The organism is Peribacillus muralis, from assembly GCF_001439925.1.
Lineage (GTDB): Bacteria > Bacillota > Bacilli > Bacillales > DSM-1321 > Peribacillus > Peribacillus muralis.
This window is the reverse complement of sequence record NZ_LMBV01000010.1, coordinates 1-20,636: the sequence shown is the minus strand read 5'-3', so window position 1 is coordinate 20,636 and position 20,636 is coordinate 1. Positions and strand designations below refer to the sequence as shown.

The 20,636-nt window shown below is 42.8% G+C and carries 21 protein-coding genes, 1 tRNA gene, 1 pseudogene and 1 riboswitch; of the genes and pseudogenes, 19 read left to right on the top strand and 4 right to left on the bottom strand.

Annotated elements, in window-relative coordinates; translation table 11 throughout:
• Positions 1-50 precede the first annotated feature (50 nt).
• A complete protein-coding gene (locus tag ASU00_RS26685) occupies positions 51-176 on the bottom strand; it encodes a hypothetical protein (protein WP_269085321.1) in 126 nt (41 codons plus the stop codon).
• 484 nt (positions 177-660) lie between these two features.
• Between ASU00_RS26685 and ASU00_RS13760 the strand changes: the two genes are divergently transcribed.
• Positions 661-945 (top strand): hypothetical protein, encoded by a 285-nt coding sequence (locus ASU00_RS13760; RefSeq protein WP_057914050.1) that lies wholly within the window; start codon positions 661-663, stop codon positions 943-945.
• A gap of 845 nt (positions 946-1,790) precedes the next feature.
• On the opposite strand, the gene ASU00_RS13755 is transcribed toward ASU00_RS13760, so the two are convergent.
• The 3 genes from ASU00_RS13755 to ASU00_RS13740 all read right to left on the bottom strand — a co-directional run bounded on the left by ASU00_RS13755 (position 1,791) and on the right by ASU00_RS13740 (position 3,595).
• Positions 1,791-1,970, bottom strand: a complete 180-nt coding sequence (locus tag ASU00_RS13755; protein ID WP_057914049.1) for a hypothetical protein — start codon at positions 1,968-1,970, stop codon at positions 1,791-1,793.
• A gap of 4 nt (positions 1,971-1,974) precedes the next feature.
• Complete coding sequence (locus ASU00_RS13750) at positions 1,975-2,391, bottom strand: hypothetical protein (protein ID WP_057914048.1); 417 nt, start codon at positions 2,389-2,391, stop codon at positions 1,975-1,977.
• Between the two features lie 1,130 nt (positions 2,392-3,521).
• A tRNA-Arg gene (locus ASU00_RS13740) sits at positions 3,522-3,595 on the bottom strand.
• A 221-nt stretch (positions 3,596-3,816) separates the two neighbouring features.
• Here ASU00_RS13740 and ASU00_RS13735 point away from each other — a divergent pair.
• From ASU00_RS13735 to ASU00_RS13650, 18 genes and pseudogenes are all read left to right on the top strand, one after another.
• Positions 3,817-4,662: pseudogene (locus ASU00_RS13735) on the top strand (polysaccharide deacetylase family protein); the annotation flags it as partial.
• A 102-nt stretch (positions 4,663-4,764) separates the two neighbouring features.
• A riboswitch (cobalamin riboswitch) is annotated at positions 4,765-4,939 on the top strand.
• A 155-nt stretch (positions 4,940-5,094) separates the two neighbouring features.
• The gene (locus ASU00_RS13730; RefSeq protein ID WP_057914046.1) at positions 5,095-6,066 is read left to right on the top strand and encodes an ABC transporter substrate-binding protein; all 972 of its coding nucleotides are present in this window, start codon (positions 5,095-5,097) and stop codon (positions 6,064-6,066) included.
• A complete protein-coding gene (locus ASU00_RS13725) occupies positions 6,029-7,096 on the top strand; it encodes a FecCD family ABC transporter permease (protein WP_057914045.1) in 1,068 nt (355 codons plus the stop codon). Before ASU00_RS13730 ends, ASU00_RS13725 begins: the two co-directional genes overlap by 38 nt.
• Positions 7,089-8,561: a heme ABC transporter ATP-binding protein gene (locus tag ASU00_RS13720; RefSeq protein ID WP_057914044.1), complete on the top strand. Its 1,473-nt coding sequence runs from the start codon at positions 7,089-7,091 to the stop codon at positions 8,559-8,561. The genes ASU00_RS13725 and ASU00_RS13720 overlap by 8 nt, the downstream gene beginning before the upstream one ends.
• A complete protein-coding gene (cbiB, locus tag ASU00_RS13715) occupies positions 8,558-9,523 on the top strand; it encodes an adenosylcobinamide-phosphate synthase CbiB (protein WP_057914043.1) in 966 nt (321 codons plus the stop codon). The genes ASU00_RS13720 and cbiB overlap by 4 nt, the downstream gene beginning before the upstream one ends.
• Positions 9,498-10,571 carry a threonine-phosphate decarboxylase CobD gene (gene cobD / locus ASU00_RS13710; RefSeq protein ID WP_082630319.1) on the top strand — a complete coding sequence of 358 codons (1,074 nt, stop codon included), beginning with the start codon at positions 9,498-9,500 and terminating at the stop codon, positions 10,569-10,571. The genes cbiB and cobD overlap by 26 nt, the downstream gene beginning before the upstream one ends.
• Complete coding sequence (locus tag ASU00_RS13705) at positions 10,544-11,107, top strand: bifunctional adenosylcobinamide kinase/adenosylcobinamide-phosphate guanylyltransferase (RefSeq protein ID WP_057914042.1); 564 nt, start codon at positions 10,544-10,546, stop codon at positions 11,105-11,107. The genes cobD and ASU00_RS13705 overlap by 28 nt, the downstream gene beginning before the upstream one ends.
• An 8-nt stretch (positions 11,108-11,115) precedes the next feature.
• Complete coding sequence (cobS, locus tag ASU00_RS13700; RefSeq protein WP_057914041.1) at positions 11,116-11,907, top strand: adenosylcobinamide-GDP ribazoletransferase; 792 nt, start codon at positions 11,116-11,118, stop codon at positions 11,905-11,907.
• Positions 11,865-12,482: a histidine phosphatase family protein gene (locus tag ASU00_RS13695; protein WP_057914040.1), complete on the top strand. Its 618-nt coding sequence runs from the start codon at positions 11,865-11,867 to the stop codon at positions 12,480-12,482. The genes cobS and ASU00_RS13695 overlap by 43 nt, the downstream gene beginning before the upstream one ends.
• Positions 12,434-12,862 (top strand): bifunctional adenosylcobinamide kinase/adenosylcobinamide-phosphate guanylyltransferase, encoded by a 429-nt coding sequence (locus tag ASU00_RS13690; protein ID WP_057914039.1) that lies wholly within the window; start codon positions 12,434-12,436, stop codon positions 12,860-12,862. Before ASU00_RS13695 ends, ASU00_RS13690 begins: the two co-directional genes overlap by 49 nt.
• Positions 12,863-12,876: 14 nt before the next feature.
• Positions 12,877-13,461 carry a cob(I)yrinic acid a,c-diamide adenosyltransferase gene (locus ASU00_RS13685; RefSeq protein ID WP_057914038.1) on the top strand — a complete coding sequence of 195 codons (585 nt, stop codon included), beginning with the start codon at positions 12,877-12,879 and terminating at the stop codon, positions 13,459-13,461.
• A 2-nt stretch (positions 13,462-13,463) separates the two neighbouring features.
• Positions 13,464-13,952, top strand: coding sequence for an ECF transporter S component (locus ASU00_RS13680; protein ID WP_057914037.1), 489 nt, complete (start codon positions 13,464-13,466; stop codon positions 13,950-13,952).
• Position 13,953: 1 nt separating this feature from the next.
• Entirely contained in the window at positions 13,954-14,649 is a 696-nt protein-coding gene (locus tag ASU00_RS13675; protein ID WP_057914036.1) for a hypothetical protein, read from the top strand.
• A gap of 327 nt (positions 14,650-14,976) precedes the next feature.
• On the top strand, positions 14,977-16,515 hold the full coding sequence (gene gntK, locus ASU00_RS13670; RefSeq protein ID WP_057914035.1) for a gluconokinase: 1,539 nt from the start codon (positions 14,977-14,979) through the stop codon (positions 16,513-16,515).
• An 81-nt stretch (positions 16,516-16,596) separates the two neighbouring features.
• The gene (gene ybaK / locus ASU00_RS13665; RefSeq protein ID WP_057914034.1) at positions 16,597-17,070 is read left to right on the top strand and encodes a Cys-tRNA(Pro) deacylase; all 474 of its coding nucleotides are present in this window, start codon (positions 16,597-16,599) and stop codon (positions 17,068-17,070) included.
• 91 nt (positions 17,071-17,161) lie between these two features.
• Complete coding sequence (locus ASU00_RS13660; RefSeq protein ID WP_057914033.1) at positions 17,162-18,280, top strand: PRK06851 family protein; 1,119 nt, start codon at positions 17,162-17,164, stop codon at positions 18,278-18,280.
• A 154-nt stretch (positions 18,281-18,434) separates the two neighbouring features.
• The gene (locus ASU00_RS13655) at positions 18,435-19,304 is read left to right on the top strand and encodes a Cof-type HAD-IIB family hydrolase (RefSeq protein ID WP_057914032.1); all 870 of its coding nucleotides are present in this window, start codon (positions 18,435-18,437) and stop codon (positions 19,302-19,304) included.
• Between the two features lie 27 nt (positions 19,305-19,331).
• Positions 19,332-20,429, top strand: coding sequence for a PQQ-dependent sugar dehydrogenase (locus tag ASU00_RS13650; RefSeq protein ID WP_057914031.1), 1,098 nt, complete (start codon positions 19,332-19,334; stop codon positions 20,427-20,429).
• Positions 20,430-20,636: the final 207 nt, after the last annotated feature.

Here is a 20,636-nt window from a genome sequence, read left to right as displayed (position 1 = left end):
CTCAGATTTTTTAATATCTATGTGGATTGATGTACTTGTGGTTCCTTTGTTTAACCGCCCAATTTAGCTCCGATGTTGAAAATGATATTCAAACCTCCATTATTTTTTTCAGTTATATATTTACAAACGTAATCCTTCTGAAAAATGCTTTCCCTCAACGAAATATCTATCTTCATAAAATGATTCCCCCAAATACTGTTCAGATTTTCAGTCCGATGACACATACTTGTCACTTTTTAATTCCCTAAATGCTTTTCTATTACAATAATGGAAATGTTTTTAATAAAATACATACTATTTTCATGAATTTTTTTGTATTTATATCTTTACTTAAGGTAAATTAACACATTTATGTAACTTTTTTTATAAAAATATTTGGTACTATATACCTGTGATGTGATTTAAGTTTAATTTGGGTAAGTGTACATGCAGGCAGCTAGTAACTTATGAAAAATATACAAAACAGTTCAAAAATATTCTAGTTGCAGCGTCAGGTCCGATTTTGCCTGTGTTGCTATCACTCATTTTAATATTTATCATAAACAACCAATTTACAAACATATTTACATTACTAAGCTTTGCAAATTTAACGATGCTTCATCCTAGATTTCCTGTTGGAAGGAATATAATTATTGCAGTTAAAGAATGGAAGGGGGTTAGATGATAAAAATTTTAAAATCAATGTCGAATGGAATTGTTTTTGCATTTTTATATCTACTTGTCGTATTTATAAGTCCAATATTTTTAATGCTAATGGGTTATACAAATATTTTATCAAATCCTGCCTTATTCGGAGAGTACTTATACCTTATTGAGATAAAGGATCAAACATTTTCATCTGAAGCAACAATATTTGGTTGTATCCTTAGTTTCGTAGTTGGTTTAACCATACACTTCTTTCTAAACCTCCTTATAGCATCATTTAAAAAGGGAGAAAGTAGATAGGTTATATGTACTTTTGAAGGGAAAAGGAAGATGGTAGTGCATCAGAAAAAACATAAATCATGAGGCAGCTATTTAGAAGGATGTGTTCAACTTGTATCAACTACTTTTACTAATATGAGACAGGAGTATATATTATTATCAAGAATATCGTGATTCAATTGCCTCATTTTAACCTGCTAAACCATTTGGAATTTCTATAGGAAGTGCCCTAATTTCTGTAGGAATAGATATCACACTCTCAGATGCTACACTTGTATTATTTACTAATTAGAGCAGCAAAACAGTATAAGAAAAAGGTAGGTCTAAAAACCGTCCAATTAATTATGTCGGCAAAGAGCTACTATAAAGCTGATGTTATAGTGGTTGTGATAGTAGAGTGGTCTACTATTAATTGTAATGTGAATGTACGTTTAGTATTACAATCTTGATATTTTTTTTGTTTCCGCCCGTTCCCTCAAGGGAGCACCTCGTTGTTTAATTTCAATATCATCCACAAAAAAAAACATCTCCAACATTGAAAACATTTAGCGAGTGGAATTACCAATGTTTTCGACATTCAGAAATGCTTTTATCCTACATACAATTTACGGCTTTTACGGTCATACCAACAGAAAAAAACCCTGCTACAACACGGAGAAACCGCATTATATCAGGGTTTATACTTTAGCGTCCCAGATAGGAATCGAACCTACGACCTACAGCTTAGGAGGCTGTCAAAAACAGTACTTCCTTAGTTGTATTGGTAAAGCTTATAAATATTGATATATAAAGCATTACTGCCTTTTAACCGTGTACCATACGCAAACTTCCATCGCTCTTTTTAGTAATGATATGCATATAAAAAATTAGTTATTACCCCTTTTTTTATATGCTTTATCATTTAGAAAATTTAAAATAGCTACGATAATACCTGCTACTACTAAAAATACGAATCCTGTTTTTGAAAAAGCTTTAAGATAAAAAATCGATAAAGCAGTCATAAATAAAGCAATTATTAAAATCTTAAGAACCCAATATGTTTTCATAATTTCACCACTCGCTATATGTCGTTTTTGTCTTCCCTTTAAAATTCTTATCTTTGTAATGTACGATCTTAATCATTCCAGTTTTATTCGATGCAGGATTTTTTTTCGTATAAGTTTTATAAGAAAGATACCCTTTAGTTAGCTCAAATCCACCATAAGCGACACTTCCAAGAAGAGCTGGATAAGTCATTCCTGGAATCAATCCTGCAGCGCCCAGTAAAACTGTTCCACCCACATATATCCCTGCTGACCTGTCTTTGTTTTGATAAGTTAATTTGTAACTTGAAGGTAAATGAGATTTACTCATACATTTGTAAGCAGGATAACACGCTGCTGCCTCTTTTGGTTCTATAGGAGATACACTAAACAATGTAGCTACTAATGTAAATACTAAAAAAGATTTTAAAGCTACTTTTTTCATTTTTGTTGACCTCCTAGTAAAATATTAAATTGCAATAGTACATCCTTACTACTATATCTTACACTAAATAGGTATATTTACCAGGTTTTTTAAAAAATTGCTTAAATTTTTAACTTATTATAAGAAAATATGACGATATGAAAAGGTCATAAATTTAACGATGTTTTGGCGTATAAACGACTTATTGCAACTTAGATAAATACATAAGTCAAATTAGCACACTTGAAACCCCATACGCACAATTAGGTCAATGTACAGATAAAATTATAAAGATCCTAGAGACCTTCTAACTGAACTTATTTCTTCAACTAGGTTCCAGCTCTTCCTTTGTTTCTTCAGTAGGGAAATATATCGCTACAAATTACGATATAGGGCGGTGGGGGCATTGAATTTACGAACCCAAGCATATACACCAGTGGTTAAAAATAGTTAGAAGTCAGGTTTATGAATTGTTTCAAGCACTTCCTTTTCATATAGTAAAGATAGGAAGAATAAACAAGGTATTGAAGATATCAGTTTTCTAGTGTTGGATTGTGAAAAGGAATGAAGTAAAACGGGGGATTAAAATGGATACTTTCAATAGTGAGATTTTCGGAAAAATTCAAATGCCTGAAAGTTTTGTCGAATTGATGAAATTTCCTACTGTAGACTTTTCAAAGGGTATGCTAGTAGCTTTGTGGTTTTTTAAAATTCAAATATTGATAAAACAGGTCTGTTAACAGGTGTACATACTTTTCAATTGGATGGCTTAGGTTATGAAGGTTTTTTAGAAACAAGAGATTATAAAAGTTTAATGCAAGAATTATTAACCTATGACTTACCAGTATTCATGGAACCTCTAGTTGTTTCAAAAAGAATTACCGTTCGTCATAGGGGGGATTCTTTTTATAGCCATTTCTCCGGAACTAAAAAAAGAAGCTAAGAAAATATTGTTTGAATCCTTCGATATTAGAACTGAAACACTATTCCCTGATTTTGCTATTTTAGTTAACAATATAAACTCCGATATGGCGTTAAACCACAGGTGGTAATTTTGTTTTCGGCAAACAAACTGTTATATAAAAAAAATGAAATCATATAAAACAGAAAACCCCTTATTATATAAGGGGTTTTTACTGTCTGTATATTAGCGTCCCAGATAGGAATCGAACCTACGACCTACAGCTTAGGAGGCTGTCGCTCTATCCTGCTGAGCTACTGGGACATATTATAAAGGTCGACGACTTGTTTATTATATTTGTTATAGGCAAACATTTCAAGTGAGTAGCTTATAATTATGAAAAAAAATGCTTGTGGGTCACTTTACTCCTCGTTTTTTTCCTTTTTATGTTTTTATTGGGAGACTTTATTATTCACTAGTTTTCTGGTACTATTAGGCTAGAAAAAAATAGGAGAATGATAGTGGGGAAATATAAGTTTATATGGATGGCAGCATTGCTTGGAGTGTTATTTTTAGCTGGATGTTCACAAGGGGTTTTAGAGAAAATAGGTACAAAGACGGCTGCGCCGATTACAGAAGATCCTATTGAGGTGGCTGAAGCAGCGGAGAATGCCGACATAGATTCTGAGGAGGTAGCAAGTCATGAACGAATTGATACGAGTGACTGGATCCGGGCCGAGTCCGCAGTTCGGCTTCCGATTTTGATGTACCATAGCATATCAGAGGGTAATAACCTCCGTGTGCCAAAGGAGGAATTCCGAATGCAAATGGCTTGGCTTCAGGAAAATGGGTACGAGACGTTATCGCCTAATGAGGCTTTTCTCGTTTTAACCGAAAATCGAATGCCAAGTGAAAAGTGTGTCTGGATTACTTTTGATGATGGCTATACGGATAATTATACAGAGGCTTTCCCAGTATTGAAGGAATATGACATGAAAGCGACGATCTTCATGATCGGGAAGACCATTGATAAGGCTCATCATTTGACGAAAGATCAAATGGTGGAGATGAGCGCGGGCGGGATCTCCATCGAAAGTCATACCATCAACCATCTTGAGCTGAACCGGATGACTTCGGAGCAGCAGGAAGCCGAAATGATCCAATCCAAGGAATTATTCGATCGCATCCTGCACCAGGATACGACAGTACTTTCGTATCCAGTCGGTCGGTATAATGAAGATAGCCTGAGGCTTTCAAAAGAAGCAGGATACAAGATGGCAGTCACGACCGAGCCTGGTGGTGCAACGAGTGCTCAGGGGATGTATGGCCTGCATCGCGTTCGGATCTCACCTGGAATATCGGCCGAGGGATTTGCTTCAATGATTGAAAATGCTTCCAATGAGTTAAGCGGGATGGGGCATTTTAAGCATTACACGGAAAAATCCTATCATAATGAACTCGTGCATGGTGTATAATGATAAGCAGTGAAATTATATACATATGAGCGAATGGGTGTCTTAATGACTTAAAAGGGAAGCTGGTGAAATGCCAGCGCGGTCCCGCCACTGTATATGGGAGCTGACGGCTGTGAACCACTGTATGAAATATGGGAAGGTGCCGTTGACGATGACCATGAGCCAGGAGACCTGCCACAATTCGTACACCTATTAACCCACGCGGATGGGGAGGTGTGTGGCAGACCTTAAAAAGTCCGTATTGATATTGTTGCCATGCAAGCATCTTCCGTTTGGGGGATGCTTTTTGTTTTGGGGCAAATCCCTTCGGTTAAGGTGAAAAAAACGAAATAATTAAGATTGTGGGGAATGAAAATGAAGAAAATATTTGGTCTGATACTGGTGATGTTGCTGACAGTAGGAATGATCGTTGGTTGCGGTGACACATCTAATGAAGGAAAAGAAAAGCAGCAAACGAATCATGCTCAACACGATGCTTTCCCGATTACGATTAAAGATGCAACGGGAGAAAAAGTGACGATAGAGGAAAAACCGGAGAAAATCGTTACCTTGATACCGAGTAATACGGAAGTGGTTTTTGCACTTGGTTTGGGTGACAAAGTTGTTGGCGTTTCCGACAATGATAATTACCCGGAAGAAACGAAAGATATTGAAAAAGTTGGCGGAATGGAAATGAATACAGAGTTGATTGTCTCCATGAAGCCCGACCTTGTTCTTGCCCATGCATCCAGTGCCCATAATTCAAATGAAGGACTGCAGCAGCTTAAGGATGCCGGGATAGATGTCCTTGTAGTCAATGATGCACAAAGCTTTAAAGCGGTGTATGAGTCTATCGATATGATTGGACAGGCAACAGGTGAACATGAAAAGTCGAAACAGATCATCGCGGATATGAAAACGAAGCTGAAGGCTATTTCTGAAAAAGCCAAATCCATAAAGGAAGAGGATAGAAAGAACGTGTTAGTGGAGGTTTCGCCGTCACCGGAAATATACACGCCTGGGAAAAATACGTTCATGAATGAAATGCTTACGATGATTGCAGCGGATAATGCAGCTGCAGATTTGGACGGTTGGGCCAAGATAAATGAAGAGTCGATGATTGCTGCTAATCCGGATGTCATTATTACAACGTATGGTAATTATACAAAAGATCCTGTAAGTGATGTGACGGGCCGAAAAGGGTGGCAAGACGTAAAAGCCGTTAAGAACGTTCAAGTCTTTGATGTCAATTCGGACTTGGTGACCCGTTCTGGTCCACGCTTAATAGAGGGAGTAGAGGAACTTGCCAAATCAATCTATCCGAACGTATTTGAAAACTAAATGGACGTTTGCTTATTTGATTGCGTCAATATTTCTACTTTTTGCTAGTCTGATCGGCATTTCCTTCGGTTCGGTGTCCGTACCCATTCCAGCACTACTGCAAATAATCGGCAAGGAGGTTTTTCATTTGCCGCTTGCCGTTGATCCCGATGTGATGCTGACGAATATCGTGATGAACATCCGCTTGCCGCGTGTGCTGCTTGCAGGCTTGGTTGGGGCATCACTTGCGATTGCTGGTGCGGCATTTCAGGGGCTGCTCCGAAATCCGCTTGCTGATCCTTACACATTAGGTATTTCATCAGGAGCTTCAGTCGGTGCGGTATTGACCTTATTCTTGAATATATCACTGCCATTCATCGGTTTGTATACCCTGCCTGTATTGAGTATTTCCTGTTCAGTGATCACGATTTTCTGTGTGCTCGCCTTTGCCAAAAAATTGGATCGAACAATGAAAGTGGAAACGATCATTTTAACGGGAATCATTTTTAGCTCGTTTTTAAGTGCCTTCATTTCATTGATGATTGCTTTGACAGGAGAAGAATTAAGACAAATCATCGGTTGGCTCATGGGAAGCGTCTCCATGCGCGGGTGGAATTATATCATGATCATTTTACCGTTTTTTATCATCGGTTCGTTGATTTTGTTCATGAATACAAGTGAATTGAATGCGATGACTTTCGGGGAAGACCGGGCAAAGCATTTAGGTGTGGATGTTCGGAGGCGAAAAATGTGGATTTTGATAGCTGGTTCGATATTGACAGGGGCAGCTGTTGCCGTGTCAGGGACGATAGGCTTTGTCGGATTGGTCATCCCTCATCTGGTGCGGAGGATTTGGGGACCTGATCATAGGCATTTGCTGCCGCTGTCTTTGCTGATAGGAAGTGGGTTTTTAATTTTGGCGGACCTAGTATCACGGACGATCATCGCCCCGTCGGAACTGCCGATTGGGGTGATCACCTCACTTATCGGGGCCCCGGCATTTGCGTTGATTTTATTACAGGGACGGAGAGTGAGTAGGACGGATGCTTGATGTTATAGGGTTAACGGGTGGATATGGAAATAAAGCAGTTTTGGAATCTGTCTCTTTTGGGGTGAATAAAGGAGAATTATTCGGGATTTTAGGTCCGAATGGCAGCGGGAAAACGACGCTGTTAAGCATGCTTAGCGGGGTGCTCGATTATAAGAGCGGGAGCATACGGATAAGGGATATGGATTTGAAGGATTATTCCTCAAAACAGCTGGCACAGGTCATTGCTGTGCTTCCTCAGCATTCCTCTTTAGCTTTCTCGTACACCGTAAAGGAGACGGTCTCACTTGGGAGATACGCGCATCAAACTGGTTGGTTCCATAGCTGGACGACAGAAGATGAAGCCATCGTCCAACGGGTGATGCAACAAACGGGAGTGGCTGATTTTCAGGATTTCCATTTTGAGCGCTTATCGGGAGGGGAAAGACAACGGGTCTTACTGGCACAGGCACTTGCCCAAGAGCCGGAAATTCTTTTTTTGGATGAGCCGACGAACCACCTCGATCTTTCCTATCAAAAGGAATTGCTTGATTTAATGAGGAAAATGGCAAAGGAGCAAGGGTTGACGGTTATTTCAATCTTCCATGACCTGAATTTGGCTGGTTTATATTGTGATCGGCTTATGTTGCTTGAAAAAGGGCAAATTCAAGTTATTGATGTGCCGAACGAAGTGCTCCAGCAGGACCGGATCCAAGGTGTATATCAGACGAAGATCGAAAAACATCCACATCCCGCTCTTCCGAAACCGCAAATGTTCATCGTTCCCGAAAAGCATAGCAGTGAGACTATTCCTTTGGAAATCGATGCTTCATATATGACAGTTGGCCCAGAAATGATTCAATTGGACGCTCCGATTCCTTTAAGAACGATGTCGTCTGGTGTGACTGGTTCGGGAACGGGCTGGCATCGATATTTCGTCAATAGGCACGTTCATCGTGATTATAATTGCGAGGATCATCATGTTGAAATGGCGGACTATCTAAGAGCAAATAACATCGATCCGCAGGAAACGGTTGGGATGATGACGGCTGTTTTCCTCGACTCGGTTGAATGTAAGTTACTAAAAGCAGAAGACTTCTCGGTGTTTATCGTCGTGACAGCTGGAGTCGGGAATGCCATCGACGCTTCTTTAGCTGACCAGCATTCTTGGAGTGCCGCTCCAGGAACGATCAATACATGGATTTTCGTAAATGGACATTTGGCAGAAGAAGCTTTCATCCACAGCATCGTTACTGCGACCGAGGCAAAAGTAAAAGCACTTCATGATTTGCAAGTGTTGGATAAGGTGACGAATACATGTGCAACAGGAACATCGACAGACAGTATTTTGATTGCCGCAGCACAAAGAGGGACAAAGCTTCAATATGCAGGCACCATCACACCGTTAGGGAAGCTGATCAGCCGCGGTGTATATGATTGTATAGTGGAAGCAATCAAGAAGAATCGGAAACGGATTGAGGAACAATGATATACCATCATCTTATTGCGGTTACGTTGGCTTTTTTCCTTGATCTATTACTAGGTGATCCGCCCAATTGGCCGCATCCTGTTAAATGGATAGGAAAGATGATAAGCAGATTGGATCAGGCGTTCAATAGAGGTGCATATAAGAAACGAAATGGACTTCTCATGGTGCTGATCATCTTAACGGTAGTAGTGGTGATTACTGGTCTAACCGCCTATTTTGCATACCGTATCCATCCGCTAGCCGGCATCTTATGGGAGAGCGTTATCATTGCTACGACGATTGCGCAGAAGGGCTTAAAGCAGGCAGGAATCGATGTGTATCAGCCGCTAAATGAACGGGATCTTCCTCAAGCGAGGCTAAAGCTTTCCTATATTGTAGGTCGTGATACTGCAGATCTTGATGAATCTGAAATAGTCAGGGGCACCGTGGAAACCGTATCAGAAAATACGAGTGATGGCGTTACAGCTCCCCTGTTTTGGGCAGCAATAGGCGGTGCGCCATTGGCCATGATGTACAGGGCAATCAATACATGCGACTCAATGGTTGGGTACAAAAATGATAAATACGGGCAATTTGGCTGGGCTTCAGCTAAGCTCGATGATATCGTGAACTGGATACCAAGTCGGCTCACGGGCTTCCTGATGCTGCTAAGCTCGAAATCCACCTATCATGGTTTCCTCGGTAGATGGAAGATATTAATCAATGATGCCAAAAAACATCCAAGTCCGAATAGTGGTTGGTGTGAAGCGGGTGTTGCCGCCATTTTGGGCGTGCAGCTTGGCGGCCTGAATATGTACAAAGGAATAGCTTCTGACCGTGCCAGGATGGGGGTTCCGCTTGTTCCATTAGAAGCAGTTCATATACAAAAAACGATTACCATCATGCATCGGACTTCTTTTCTGTTTTTACTGATGCTTTGGTTAGGAGGACTTACGCTTGTCTTTACCAACTCATGGCTCTAATCCGCATTTTCTTTACGAAGCGCTAAAGATCGAGATGCCTGATTCTGTTCTCGATTTCAGTGCTAACATCAACCCATTGGGCCCTCCTTCACGAATCAAGGAACGGTGGGCCGAATTCTTTGAAGGAATAGTACAGTACCCAGATCCTCATGCCGTTGAACTGACAAGATCAATTGCAAAAAAAGAAGCGCTTCCCGAACCATACGTTTTGGTAGGAAACGGAGGTGCTGAAATCATCATGTTGGTAGCGAATCTACTAGCAAATCAAAAGGTGTTGATCATTCAGCCGGCGTTTGCGGAATATGCAGAAGCTTGTTTGGCGGCCGGATGTGCAGTCGATTTTCATCAGCTTGATGCACCTGGGTGGCACCTGGATTTGGACAGACTGATTCCTCGATTACTAGATTATGATGCCATTTTCTTATGTACGCCCAATAATCCGACAGGCATTTCATTTAAGCGGGAAGCTGTTATGGAATTAATCAACGAATGCCAAAAAGCCGATTGCCTGGTTGTCATCGATGAAGCCTTTTACGATTTTACGGAAGACGCCTTTACTTATGCTTCGCTACTTACCCAGTTTCCACATCTATTCATTTTAAGATCCTTGACTAAAATCTTTGCAATTCCGGGTTTGAGATTAGGCTATTTGCTTGCGGCACCTGATATCATTAGTCGGGTGAAAACATATAAACCGCATTGGAGCGTCAACCATCTGGCATTGGAAGTAGGGAAGATCTGTCTTGAGGAAGAGGCATATATAAGCAAAACGAGACAGTATATACAAGTACAAAAACAGATACTTTTCCAATTTTATGAGGAGCAAGGATTAATGGTCTCCGATAGCTCGGTAAATTTTTATTTAGTGAAAGATGAATCTTTAACCCTTTTTCCCTTTTTGCTGAAAAAAGGAATCGTACCGCGTCATACCAATAATTTTCCCGGTTTGGGAGGCTTGTGGCTCCGGTTTGCCGTAAAGAGTGAACGTGATAACGAAGCATTGATGGAGGGGGTAAGACAGTGGAGAAAGCAAGGCTCTGTTTTATAACCGGTGGTGTTCGGAGCGGAAAAAGCAGATTCGCAGAAAGCAAGGCTCTGGAATATGCGCTCCAAATGGATGGAAACTTGCATTATCTCGCCTGCGGCCGTGATCGTGATGCTGAAATGGGTGAACGGATCCTTAGGCATCGGAAGGATAGAGAAAGCAGCCCCATTGCATGGAAAACGTCTGAATATGCAACGGATATTACAAGAATAGGAGCTGACATTGATCAGGATTCGATAATTTTGCTCGATTGTTTGACAACCCTGCTTGATAATGAACTATTTGGTCCCGGTAATCCGCTTGAAAAGGAATTTTTACACAGTGTTTTTTCAAAAATAATAAATGCGATCAAGGTGATAAGAAAGCAATCCAGCTGTTTAATAGTCGTTAGTAATGAATTGGTGCAGGAACCGATTTTCCAGAATGAAATCCTGCATACGTATGGAAAAATACTGGGCCAGCTTCATCAAGCGATCGTCGGGCAGGCGGATGAAGCCTATCTAGTGGAATCGGGAATTCCGTTGCGGAAGAGAGGGTGAAGACACCAATGAGCGGAGTGATTGGATTTATCATTAACCTGCAATTCTTTACGGTTTTTCCCATTAAGAAGCAGTTACCGATGGAGAAGAAATACATTCACCGTGCCATTCAAACCTTTCCGTTAGTAGGTCTATTGCTAGGCTTGATATTGGGCGGTTTTTTGTATGCACTAGTGGAATGGACCCCATTGTCATCGCTTGCGATTGCCTTTTTCCTTTGGTTTTTGACGATAGCATTAACGGGAGGTCTGCATCTCGATGGCTGGATCGATGCAAGTGATGCTTTTTTTTCTTATCAAGATAAAGAGCGCCGCTTGGAAATCATGAAGGATTCGCGGACAGGAGCATTCGGTGTCATCTCCGTCATCATTCTACTGGCCGCGAGATTCCTCTTCATTTATGAAATCGTCGAACGCGTCAATGAATGGACATACGCCTTGATCATCGCTGTTCCGCTCTTAAGCAAATGCGTGATGGGTTATTTGCTTATCAAAATGCCGCTTGCTAAAAATGAGGGCCTTGGCGCATTTTTTCAACGTGCAGTAAAGAAGAGCAGCCTGCCTATTTATTGGCTGTACCTCCTTGCAAGCCTGGCTATTGCCTGGATCATCGATGTTAAGCTTGTCACTTTATTTGCCATCATGTGTTTGGCTGCACTGTTGTTCCTGCTTTATATCAAACGGAAAATCGTCAATTGGTTCGGTGGGATAACGGGCGATGTGCTTGGTGCATCCGTGGAGGGAGTTGAACTTTGGTTATGGCTGATATTGTGGCTGTTACACTACTTCGCCATGGGCTGACAGAAGCAAACGAACGAAGAGCCTATTTAGGCTGGACCGATTCACCTTTAAGTGTCGAAGGTGAAAAGCAAATTCTAGCTTTAAGGGGCTCTTACCCAACGTACGAAAAGGTTTACACAAGTGATCTGCACCGCTGCGTGGAAACGGCAAAACTGTTGTTTCCGAATGCTGTGGCGGTCAAGAATATAGCGTTCCGTGAAATGAATTTCGGCAATTGGGAAGGGCGAACATACGATGAGTTGAAGATTGATAGCCATTATCTTGATTGGCTGGACAGTCCGATGGCTGCCATGGTGCCTGGAGGCGAAAGTTATCCCGATTTTTCCAATCGCGTTCATGATGGCTGGAATCAACTCATTGCCAGCGGGGAAAGTTCATATGTTCTCATGACACATGGAGGGGTAATTCGTGAATTGCTGGTCCGCTATGCGCCGATGAAAAAGTCCTTTTTTGATTGGAGCGTTTCCCACGGCAGGGGATATAAGCTGATATGGGAAGACCGGAACAGTTTAAGGAGGGGAGAAAGATGCACTTTGTTACAGGAGGCGCCTATAACGGGAAAACTAAATGGGTAAAGCAATTGTATAGTTTGGAAAATGATGTTCTTTGGTTATCCGGTTATCGAAAAGAACAGCCGGAAATGCTTGATTTTCAGGGCAATACAGTTGTATTGCAAGGGTTGGAGGCGTGGATTCAGCATGCTGCCGAAGGGATGGATTCACATTCGATTCGAAAAAGGTGGAAGGATATCATCGCTGACTGGCGAATATGGGAGAGTGAGAAGGAAGAACGCAGCTGCATTGTGATCGGTTCTGATATTTCCAAGGGCATCGTCCCAATCGAAGCAAGAGATCGCCGCTGGCGCGATGCCTGCGGCTGGGTCTATCAAGATGTTGCATCCGTATGTAGCCGTGTCGATATCATTTGGTACGGAATAAACCAACGAATAAAATAGAGGAGGTAATAGAGATGAAAATTTATACACGTACAGGAGATAAGGGGCAAACTAGCGTAATTGGAGGTCGGCTGGACAAGGATGACATCCGGGTCGAATCATATGGAACAGTCGATGAAGTGAATAGCTATATCGGTCTTGCGATGACTGAATTGGACGCAGCGATATTTGCCGATGTACTGGCAGATCTCGAGAAAATCCAGCATGAATTATTCGACTGTGGCGGTGATTTGGCGACGGTTTCCGAGAAGGCTCCGCAAAAGCTGACGGATGATGTTATTACATATTTGGAAGAACGGATTGACGCATTCATCGTCGAAGCGCCGGAATTGGAAAAATTCATCCTGCCAGGCGGATCGAAAGCGGCAGCAACCATCCATATTGCCCGTACGGTTACAAGAAGGGCGGAACGGTTGGTCGTTTCCTTGATCAAATCGGGCGCAGCCGTCTCACCGCTATCTCTTCAATATATAAATCGTTTATCGGATTACTTCTTTGCTGTAGCTCGTGTGATCAACTTCCGCCTTGGTGTGAAAGATGTTGAATACATCCGCAGCGCAAATGTATTCCGTGGGGGGAAAAGAAAGGAAAAAGAGTGAACATGGACGTAAGAAAAACAAGTGCAATGGCTTTATTCATTGCTTTATCGGCAGTTGGGGCCATGATCAAAATCCCTTCCCCAATCGGCAGTATCGCCTTGGACAGTTTTCCGGCCCTGTTGGCGGCGGTCATACTCGGCCCTGTCCCCGGCGCCATTGTGGCTGGGCTTGGTCATATCATTTCAGCGTTCATCGGCGGGATGCTACTTGGGCCATTTCACTTTTTGATCATGGCTGAAATGGCAGTGCTTGTCTGGATGTTTGGCGTTTTATTTGTACAAGGAAAAAAACTGGCCGCATATTTCCTCTTTTTTATCGGTAATTCCTTCATTTTGGGCCTGCCGTTTGTGTTTCTGGTCAGTCCCGGATTTTATATGCTGACAGTTCCTGGTTTAACAGCCGCATCGGCAATAAACATTGCATTGGCGGCCCTTTTGCTGCCCCGCTTGGAGCCTATCTTGAGAAAATCGTTGCTGAAGGTGGACCGATAGAATGAGTGATTCATTGGTTTTGCCGTTTTCCGCATCGGAATCATTAATTATCTCAAGTGATAACAGTGGCGGGATCGGAATGAAGGAAAAGGATGTTGTCCAGGTTCCATATGAAATCGTTGGCTATTACTCCTTCAGGGTTGCCGTCATGGAGTGCTTAAGTGTCGGCGGGATTCCCTTATCGATTGTAATGAATAATTTCTGCGGTGCTGAAGCCTGGGAGGGTTTGACCTCGGGTATCAAGCAAGGGTTGGACGAATTGGGGATCACTCTCCCCGTTACAGGAAGCACGGAAACGAACATGCCGCTTCTTCAATCCGCACTTGGTCTTATTGTAATTGGCAAACGAAGGAATGAACGTGTAAATAAACAGATTCTCCAGTGTAAAATCGGATTGATCGGAAGGCCGCTCGTTGGGGAAGAAGTGATGAAGCAACAAGCGTCGATTGCACCATTATCTTTATATAAAAGCCTTTGTGAGATGGAAGAAGTTCAGGTGCTTCCAGTCGGGTCAAAAGGGATAGCGTATGAATGGAAATATCTCGACCGAAGTGGAGGAGGCGTTTCTGAGCATATAAGCAGTAAAGTGGATATTGCTAAATCATCCGGACCATCCACCTGCTTCCTCATTGCTTATCCCGAACATCTGGAGGATGAAATCAAGCTTCAATCAGGTTCACTCTTTATCGGGGAATGACTGATTGTCAAGAACGATCGGGTATCGGGTTTAGTTCATCATGAACGGATTCGATGCTCTTTTTATTACTCCCGATATATCGAGAGAATCGTCTCTAAAATAGGATATATGGATACTCTAGTAAAGTGGTGCAGTGGTCAGTTTATCGTATCTGGACGGCAATGCGCGTTATTCTTCAGGACCGTGTGTTAAGATTAACTGGCTGGATTTTAAATGGGCTTACGTACGAGTACTTTAATGTAACCGTTTCACAAACGTTAATAAACTAGATGGTTATAGCGTTTCACTTATGTTATCTCTTACTATAGAAAGGAGCATGATGGTAGCATGGCAGGTTATATGATGGGAATCGATATCGGTACGACGAGTACGAAGGTTGTTCTTTTTTCAAAAGGGGGAAAGGTGATCCAATCATGTTCGAAAGGATACCCTCTTCACAGTCCCACTCCTTCCGTTGCGGAACAAGACCCGGAAGAAATATATAAAGCGGTCATCATGGCGATAGCTGAAGTGATGATAACAAGTGAAATAGACAAAGATGAACTGGGCTTCATATCCTTCAGTTCAGCGATGCATAGCATGATTGCCATGGACAAGGACGGTAATCCGCTGACGAATAGCATTACTTGGGCAGATAATCGAAGTGTTGCCTATGCGGAGCGATTGAAGGGTTCGGAACTGGGGATGCCATTGTATCACAGGACGGGAACGCCGATTCATCCGATGTCCCCGATCACGAAAATAATGTGGTTAAGAAACAAGCATCCAGAGATTTTTAACGATACATACAAATTCATCGGAATCAAAGAATATATCTTCTATAAATTATTCAATGAATATGTGATGGATTACTCAATCGCTTCCGGAACCGGTATGTTCAACTTGAATGATTTGAAGTGGGATGAAGAGGCACTTACCATTGCGGGAATTGATGCGGACAAGCTGCCGACAATTGTTCCGACAACACAGGTACTCACTGGCTTGAGTCCGGAATTGGCCGCAGCGATGAACATTCAGGAAGGTACCCCGTTTGTGATCGGCGCGAGTGACGGTGTGCTTGCCAACTTAGGGCAAAATGCCATCAAGCCAGGGGTTCTGGCAGTGACGATCGGCACGAGCGGTGCAGTAAGGACCGTCATTGACCGACCGCTTACAGATCCTAAAGGCAGGACCTTCTGTTACGCCCTTACTGAAAATCATTGGGTTATCGGCGGAGCGGTGAATAATGGCGGAATCACCTTCCGCTGGGCAAGAGATCAATTGGGCCGCGTGGAAATCGAAAAAGCGAAAGCATCGGGACAGGACTCATATGAAATATTGACTGATATGGTTTCAAAAATTGCACCTGGCTCGGACGGGCTCATTTTCCACCCGTATATGGCTGGGGAACGGGCGCCATTATGGAGTGCCGATGCAAGAGGCTCCTTCTTTGGATTGGCTCTTCATCACACTCGTGATCATATGGTCCGGGCAGTACTTGAAGGTGTAATGTATAACCTCTACAGTGTCCTCCTTGCTGTTAAGGAACTGACTGGTGCACCCGAAAAAATCAATGCGAGCGGCGGGTTTGTCCGCTCAAAGCTATGGCGACAAATCATGGCAGATGTATTCAATCAAAACGTGACAATTCCTGAAAGCTTTGAAAGTTCAAGCTTAGGTGCTGCCGTTCTTGGATTATACGCCTTAGGTGAAATTGAAAGCCTCGATGAGGTTGAAGACATGATTGGCGATACGAATGAGCTTGTCCCGATCGAGGCTAACGTTAACGTATACCAAGAACTGATATCGATTTATTTATCCGTAGGCAGGCAGTTAGAGGGCGACTACAACCGCATTGCTGAATTTCAAAGACGTCACTTGGAATGAACTTGAGTGCAAGGCACAGATGCATAAGCGCTGTGCTTTTGTTTTTGGTAAGATGGAAAAAAAAGCTAAGGAGATTTTCTGATGGGAGCCAGTAAAACGAATGCAATGCGAATTCTTGATAACCATTCAATTGAATATGGAATGATGAGTTATGATGCACATGATGGAAAGATTGATGGAATTACCGTCGCCGAAAAAATCGGAAAAGCGCCTGAAACCGTTTTTAAAACGCTTGTTACCCATAGCGGCCCGCAGCTTTACGTTTTTGTCATTCCTGTAGCGACCGAACTCGATTTGAAAAAAGCGGCGAAGGCAGCAGGCGCAAAAAAAATTGAAATGCTCGCCGTTAAAGATCTACAAAAATACACAGGGTACATCCGGGGAGGCTGCTCGCCAATCGGCATGAAAAAGCAATATCCGACCTTCATTGATGATAGTGCATCCAGTCTGCCTGAAATCATCGTAAGCGGTGGGAGGATCGGGACACAGATTGTCTTAAAACCGACACAATTCCTGGAAGTTACTCAAGCGGAGGCTGTGGCCCTTATAAAATAGAATGAAACATCCTTAGGCATTCACCTACTTTGTTTTTTCTGCATACGCTATCTTGATTGATCACATTTGTATTGTGGGGGAGAGTGCGAAAGTGACGGGAAAAGTGATGCATTATTTCGCCGGCGGCAATACCGCTAAAGGTTTTTACAGCTTATATGATTCAAATTTAGCAGGTTTGGAAAGATTATTCATTTTAAAAGGCGGACCTGGTTCGGGCAAATCAACCATCATGAAAAAAATCGGCCAGGAATGGTCGGATAAAAACTATGATATCGAATATTTACATTGTTCTTCCGATAATGATTCCATCGATGGGGTCATCATACCGGCCTTGAAAATCGGTCTCGTGGATGGGACCGCACCGCACGTAATTGAACCGAAGGCACCAGGGGCGATTGAGGAGTATGTCAATTTAGGGGCTGCCTGGAATTCTCAACAGTTGGCAACTGAACGAGCGACCATCATTAGGTTGACGAATGCGAGAAGCAGGAGTTTCGAGAAGGCCTATGCCCTTTTTGCGGAAGCGTTGAAGATACATGATGAATGGGAAGACATATATAAGGCAAACATCGATTTCGCTAAATTGAATGGGCTGACCAATAAACTAATAGAAGGATTTTACCGAGATATCATTCTTAACAAAACGGCGGATGTCCGCCACCGTTTTTTAGGTGCTGCCACACCGAAGGGAGCGGTCGATTTCATTCCCAATATTACGGAGGGCGTACAAAAACGCTACTTTTTAAAAGGGCGTCCAGGTTCAGGCAAATCAACGATGCTGAAAAAGATTGCCAGTGCTGCGGAGCAAAGAGGCTTTGATGTGGAAGTGTATCATTGTGGGTTCGATCCGCACAGCCTGGACATGGTCATCGTCCGGGAAGTGGGAATCGCCATATTCGACAGCACATCACCTCATGAATATTTTCCGAGCTGTGAAGGTGATGAAATCATCGATATATATAAAACGGCGATCCTGCCGGGGACGGATGAAATTTATGCCGATCAGATCAAGGATGTTTCCACCAGGTACAGGGAGAAAATGAATGAAGCGACAGCAAGCTTGGCTAAAGCAAAAGAACTGCACGACGAACTTGAAAAAATTTATGTAAAAGCAATGGACTTTACCGCGATTGATGATATTAAAAGTGACATCAACGAACAAATTATCGAACGGGCACAGGCTATTGACAGCCAAACGATTCTACACTAAGCAGACGAACTGCACCTATCTAAAAAAGGTGCAGTTTATTTATATTTGGCGCTTTTTTTTATGATCAACGATCACGACAAGTTTGTTAAACGTGTTTATCGACACTCTTTCGGTTAAAATAGGGATTATCATGTAAAAAAAGGAGCCGGTTGAATTGATAAAGACGATTGCGATTGATATGGACGGAACATTACTAAACAAAATGCAAAAGGTTAGTGAGGAAAATAAACAGGCAATCCAGAAGGCACAAACTGAAGGAGTGGAAGTGATCATTGCCACTGGAAGGTCATACGTCGAAGCAAGATTCGCTTTAGATGAAGTGGGGATTGATTGCCCTGTCATTTCAGTAAATGGCGCTGCCGTGTTCACCGAGGACGGAAAGATTGCCACCTCCAATCCGATGTCTGCTGTCACTGCCAAAATGGTTGCCGAATTCCTCGAGGAACAAGGAATTTATTTCGAAATTTATACGAGCCAAGGCATCTATTCCAAGGATTATGAAAACGCAATATCCGTTTTAGTGGATATATTTGTAACAGCCAATCCCGAGCTCGGTCCCGAGAGAATGAGGAAATTTGCCGAAGAGCGCTTACAGCTCGGACAGGTAACGTCCATCTCCGACTATTCCGAGTTATTCAGCCGTTCTAATGTCGAATATTATAAAATCCTCAGCTTCTCAAAAGATGTACAGTTATTGAATCAAGTTGCTTCTGAATTGAACGGGCAAGGCGAAGTCACCGTCACCTCATCAGGACGTGAAAATGTGGAAATCATGAGTACGGCAGCCCAAAAAGGCACGGCGCTCGAAACTTATGTGAAGGAAAAATCCGGCTCCATGCAGGAAACGATGGCCATCGGCGATAATTATAATGATGTATCCATGTTTGAACGGGTAGGCTTATCTGTCGCCATGGGAAATGCTCCGCTCGATATTCAAAAGCTGTGTGATGAAGTGACAGGAAAAAATGATGAATCAGGTGTAGCGCAGGCAATTTTAAAGGTACTAAAACAGTCAGCCTATTAAACTCACGACTCGAAGGGGGAAAGGCGTTTGAAACGATGGCTTCTATATTTCCTTATGGCTTCATTGACCTTGACTGGTTGTAATGGTAATAAAGAGGACAGCAAAACCGAGCCAAAGCCTGATAAAGAAGTGGCGGGTACTTTAGGTGAAGATCCGGAGGTACTGGTGACGAATCTGCATTCTCCATGGTCAATTCAAAAGGATGGGGACACGATGTATGTTTCAGAGCGTACAGGCTCCATCGTCGAATGGGACAAAGACAAGCTGACACGCCAGCCGGTCGAGCTTAAGAAGACATTATCTTCAAAGGCGGAAGCCGGATTACTTGGGTTTATATTAGCGCCCGACTTTTCTGAAAGCAGAAGAGCTTTTGCCTATTATACGTATGAAGATGGAAGCGGGAATTCCATCAACCGGATCGTCTCCTTGCAAAAGGACGATGATAAGTGGCTGGAGCAGGAAACGTTAATCGATGGAATACCAAGCGGTGACTTCCATCATGGCGGCCGCCTCCAGTTTGGCCCCGATGGTATGTTATACGCCACAACAGGTGATGCAAGAACGCCGGAGATTGCACAAGATATTGAATCTTTAGGCGGGAAGATTTTGCGCATGAATCTGGATGGAACCATTCCAAAAGATAATCCTTTCGCCGGTTCATACGTCTATTCATACGGCCACCGCAATCCACAAGGCTTGGCCTGGGATGAGGCGGGGCAGATGTACGAAAGTGAGCACGGAAATTCGGCGCACGATGAATTGAATAAAATTGAACCAGGCAAGAATTATGGTTGGCCAGACGCGGAAGGTGATCAGCAAAAACCGGATATGGTCAAGCCATTGATCCACTCAGGTGAAACCACTTGGGCCCCTTCGGGAATAGCCTATTTTGACAGAAAGCTCTATGTTGCAGCCCTTAGAGGTGAATCGCTCAAGAGCTATGATATTCAGAGCGGAAAAATGACTGATATCATCACAAATGCCGGCCGGATTCGAGATGTATTCGTAGATGAAGAGTTCCTTTATTTTATAAGCAACAATACAGACGGCCGAGGAAATCCGGATGACAAAGATGATAAGCTTTACCGGCTGCCCCTATCTGCATTAAAAGGCAATATGCCCTGAAGTTATCATCCCAAAGAAGAAGCACAAAAATTCTTTTAACTAACCAATTTTTATTGCAACGCCCTTGAAGCCCTCGCCTAACAGCGAGGGCTCTTTCTGCTGCAGGAACTCACGAAAATTCGAGGGTGACGCGCAACCAGCTGGCGAGAAACGGCCGCAATTGCGTATGGAAATCTCAATTTTACGAGAACCTGCCTCACATTCGAT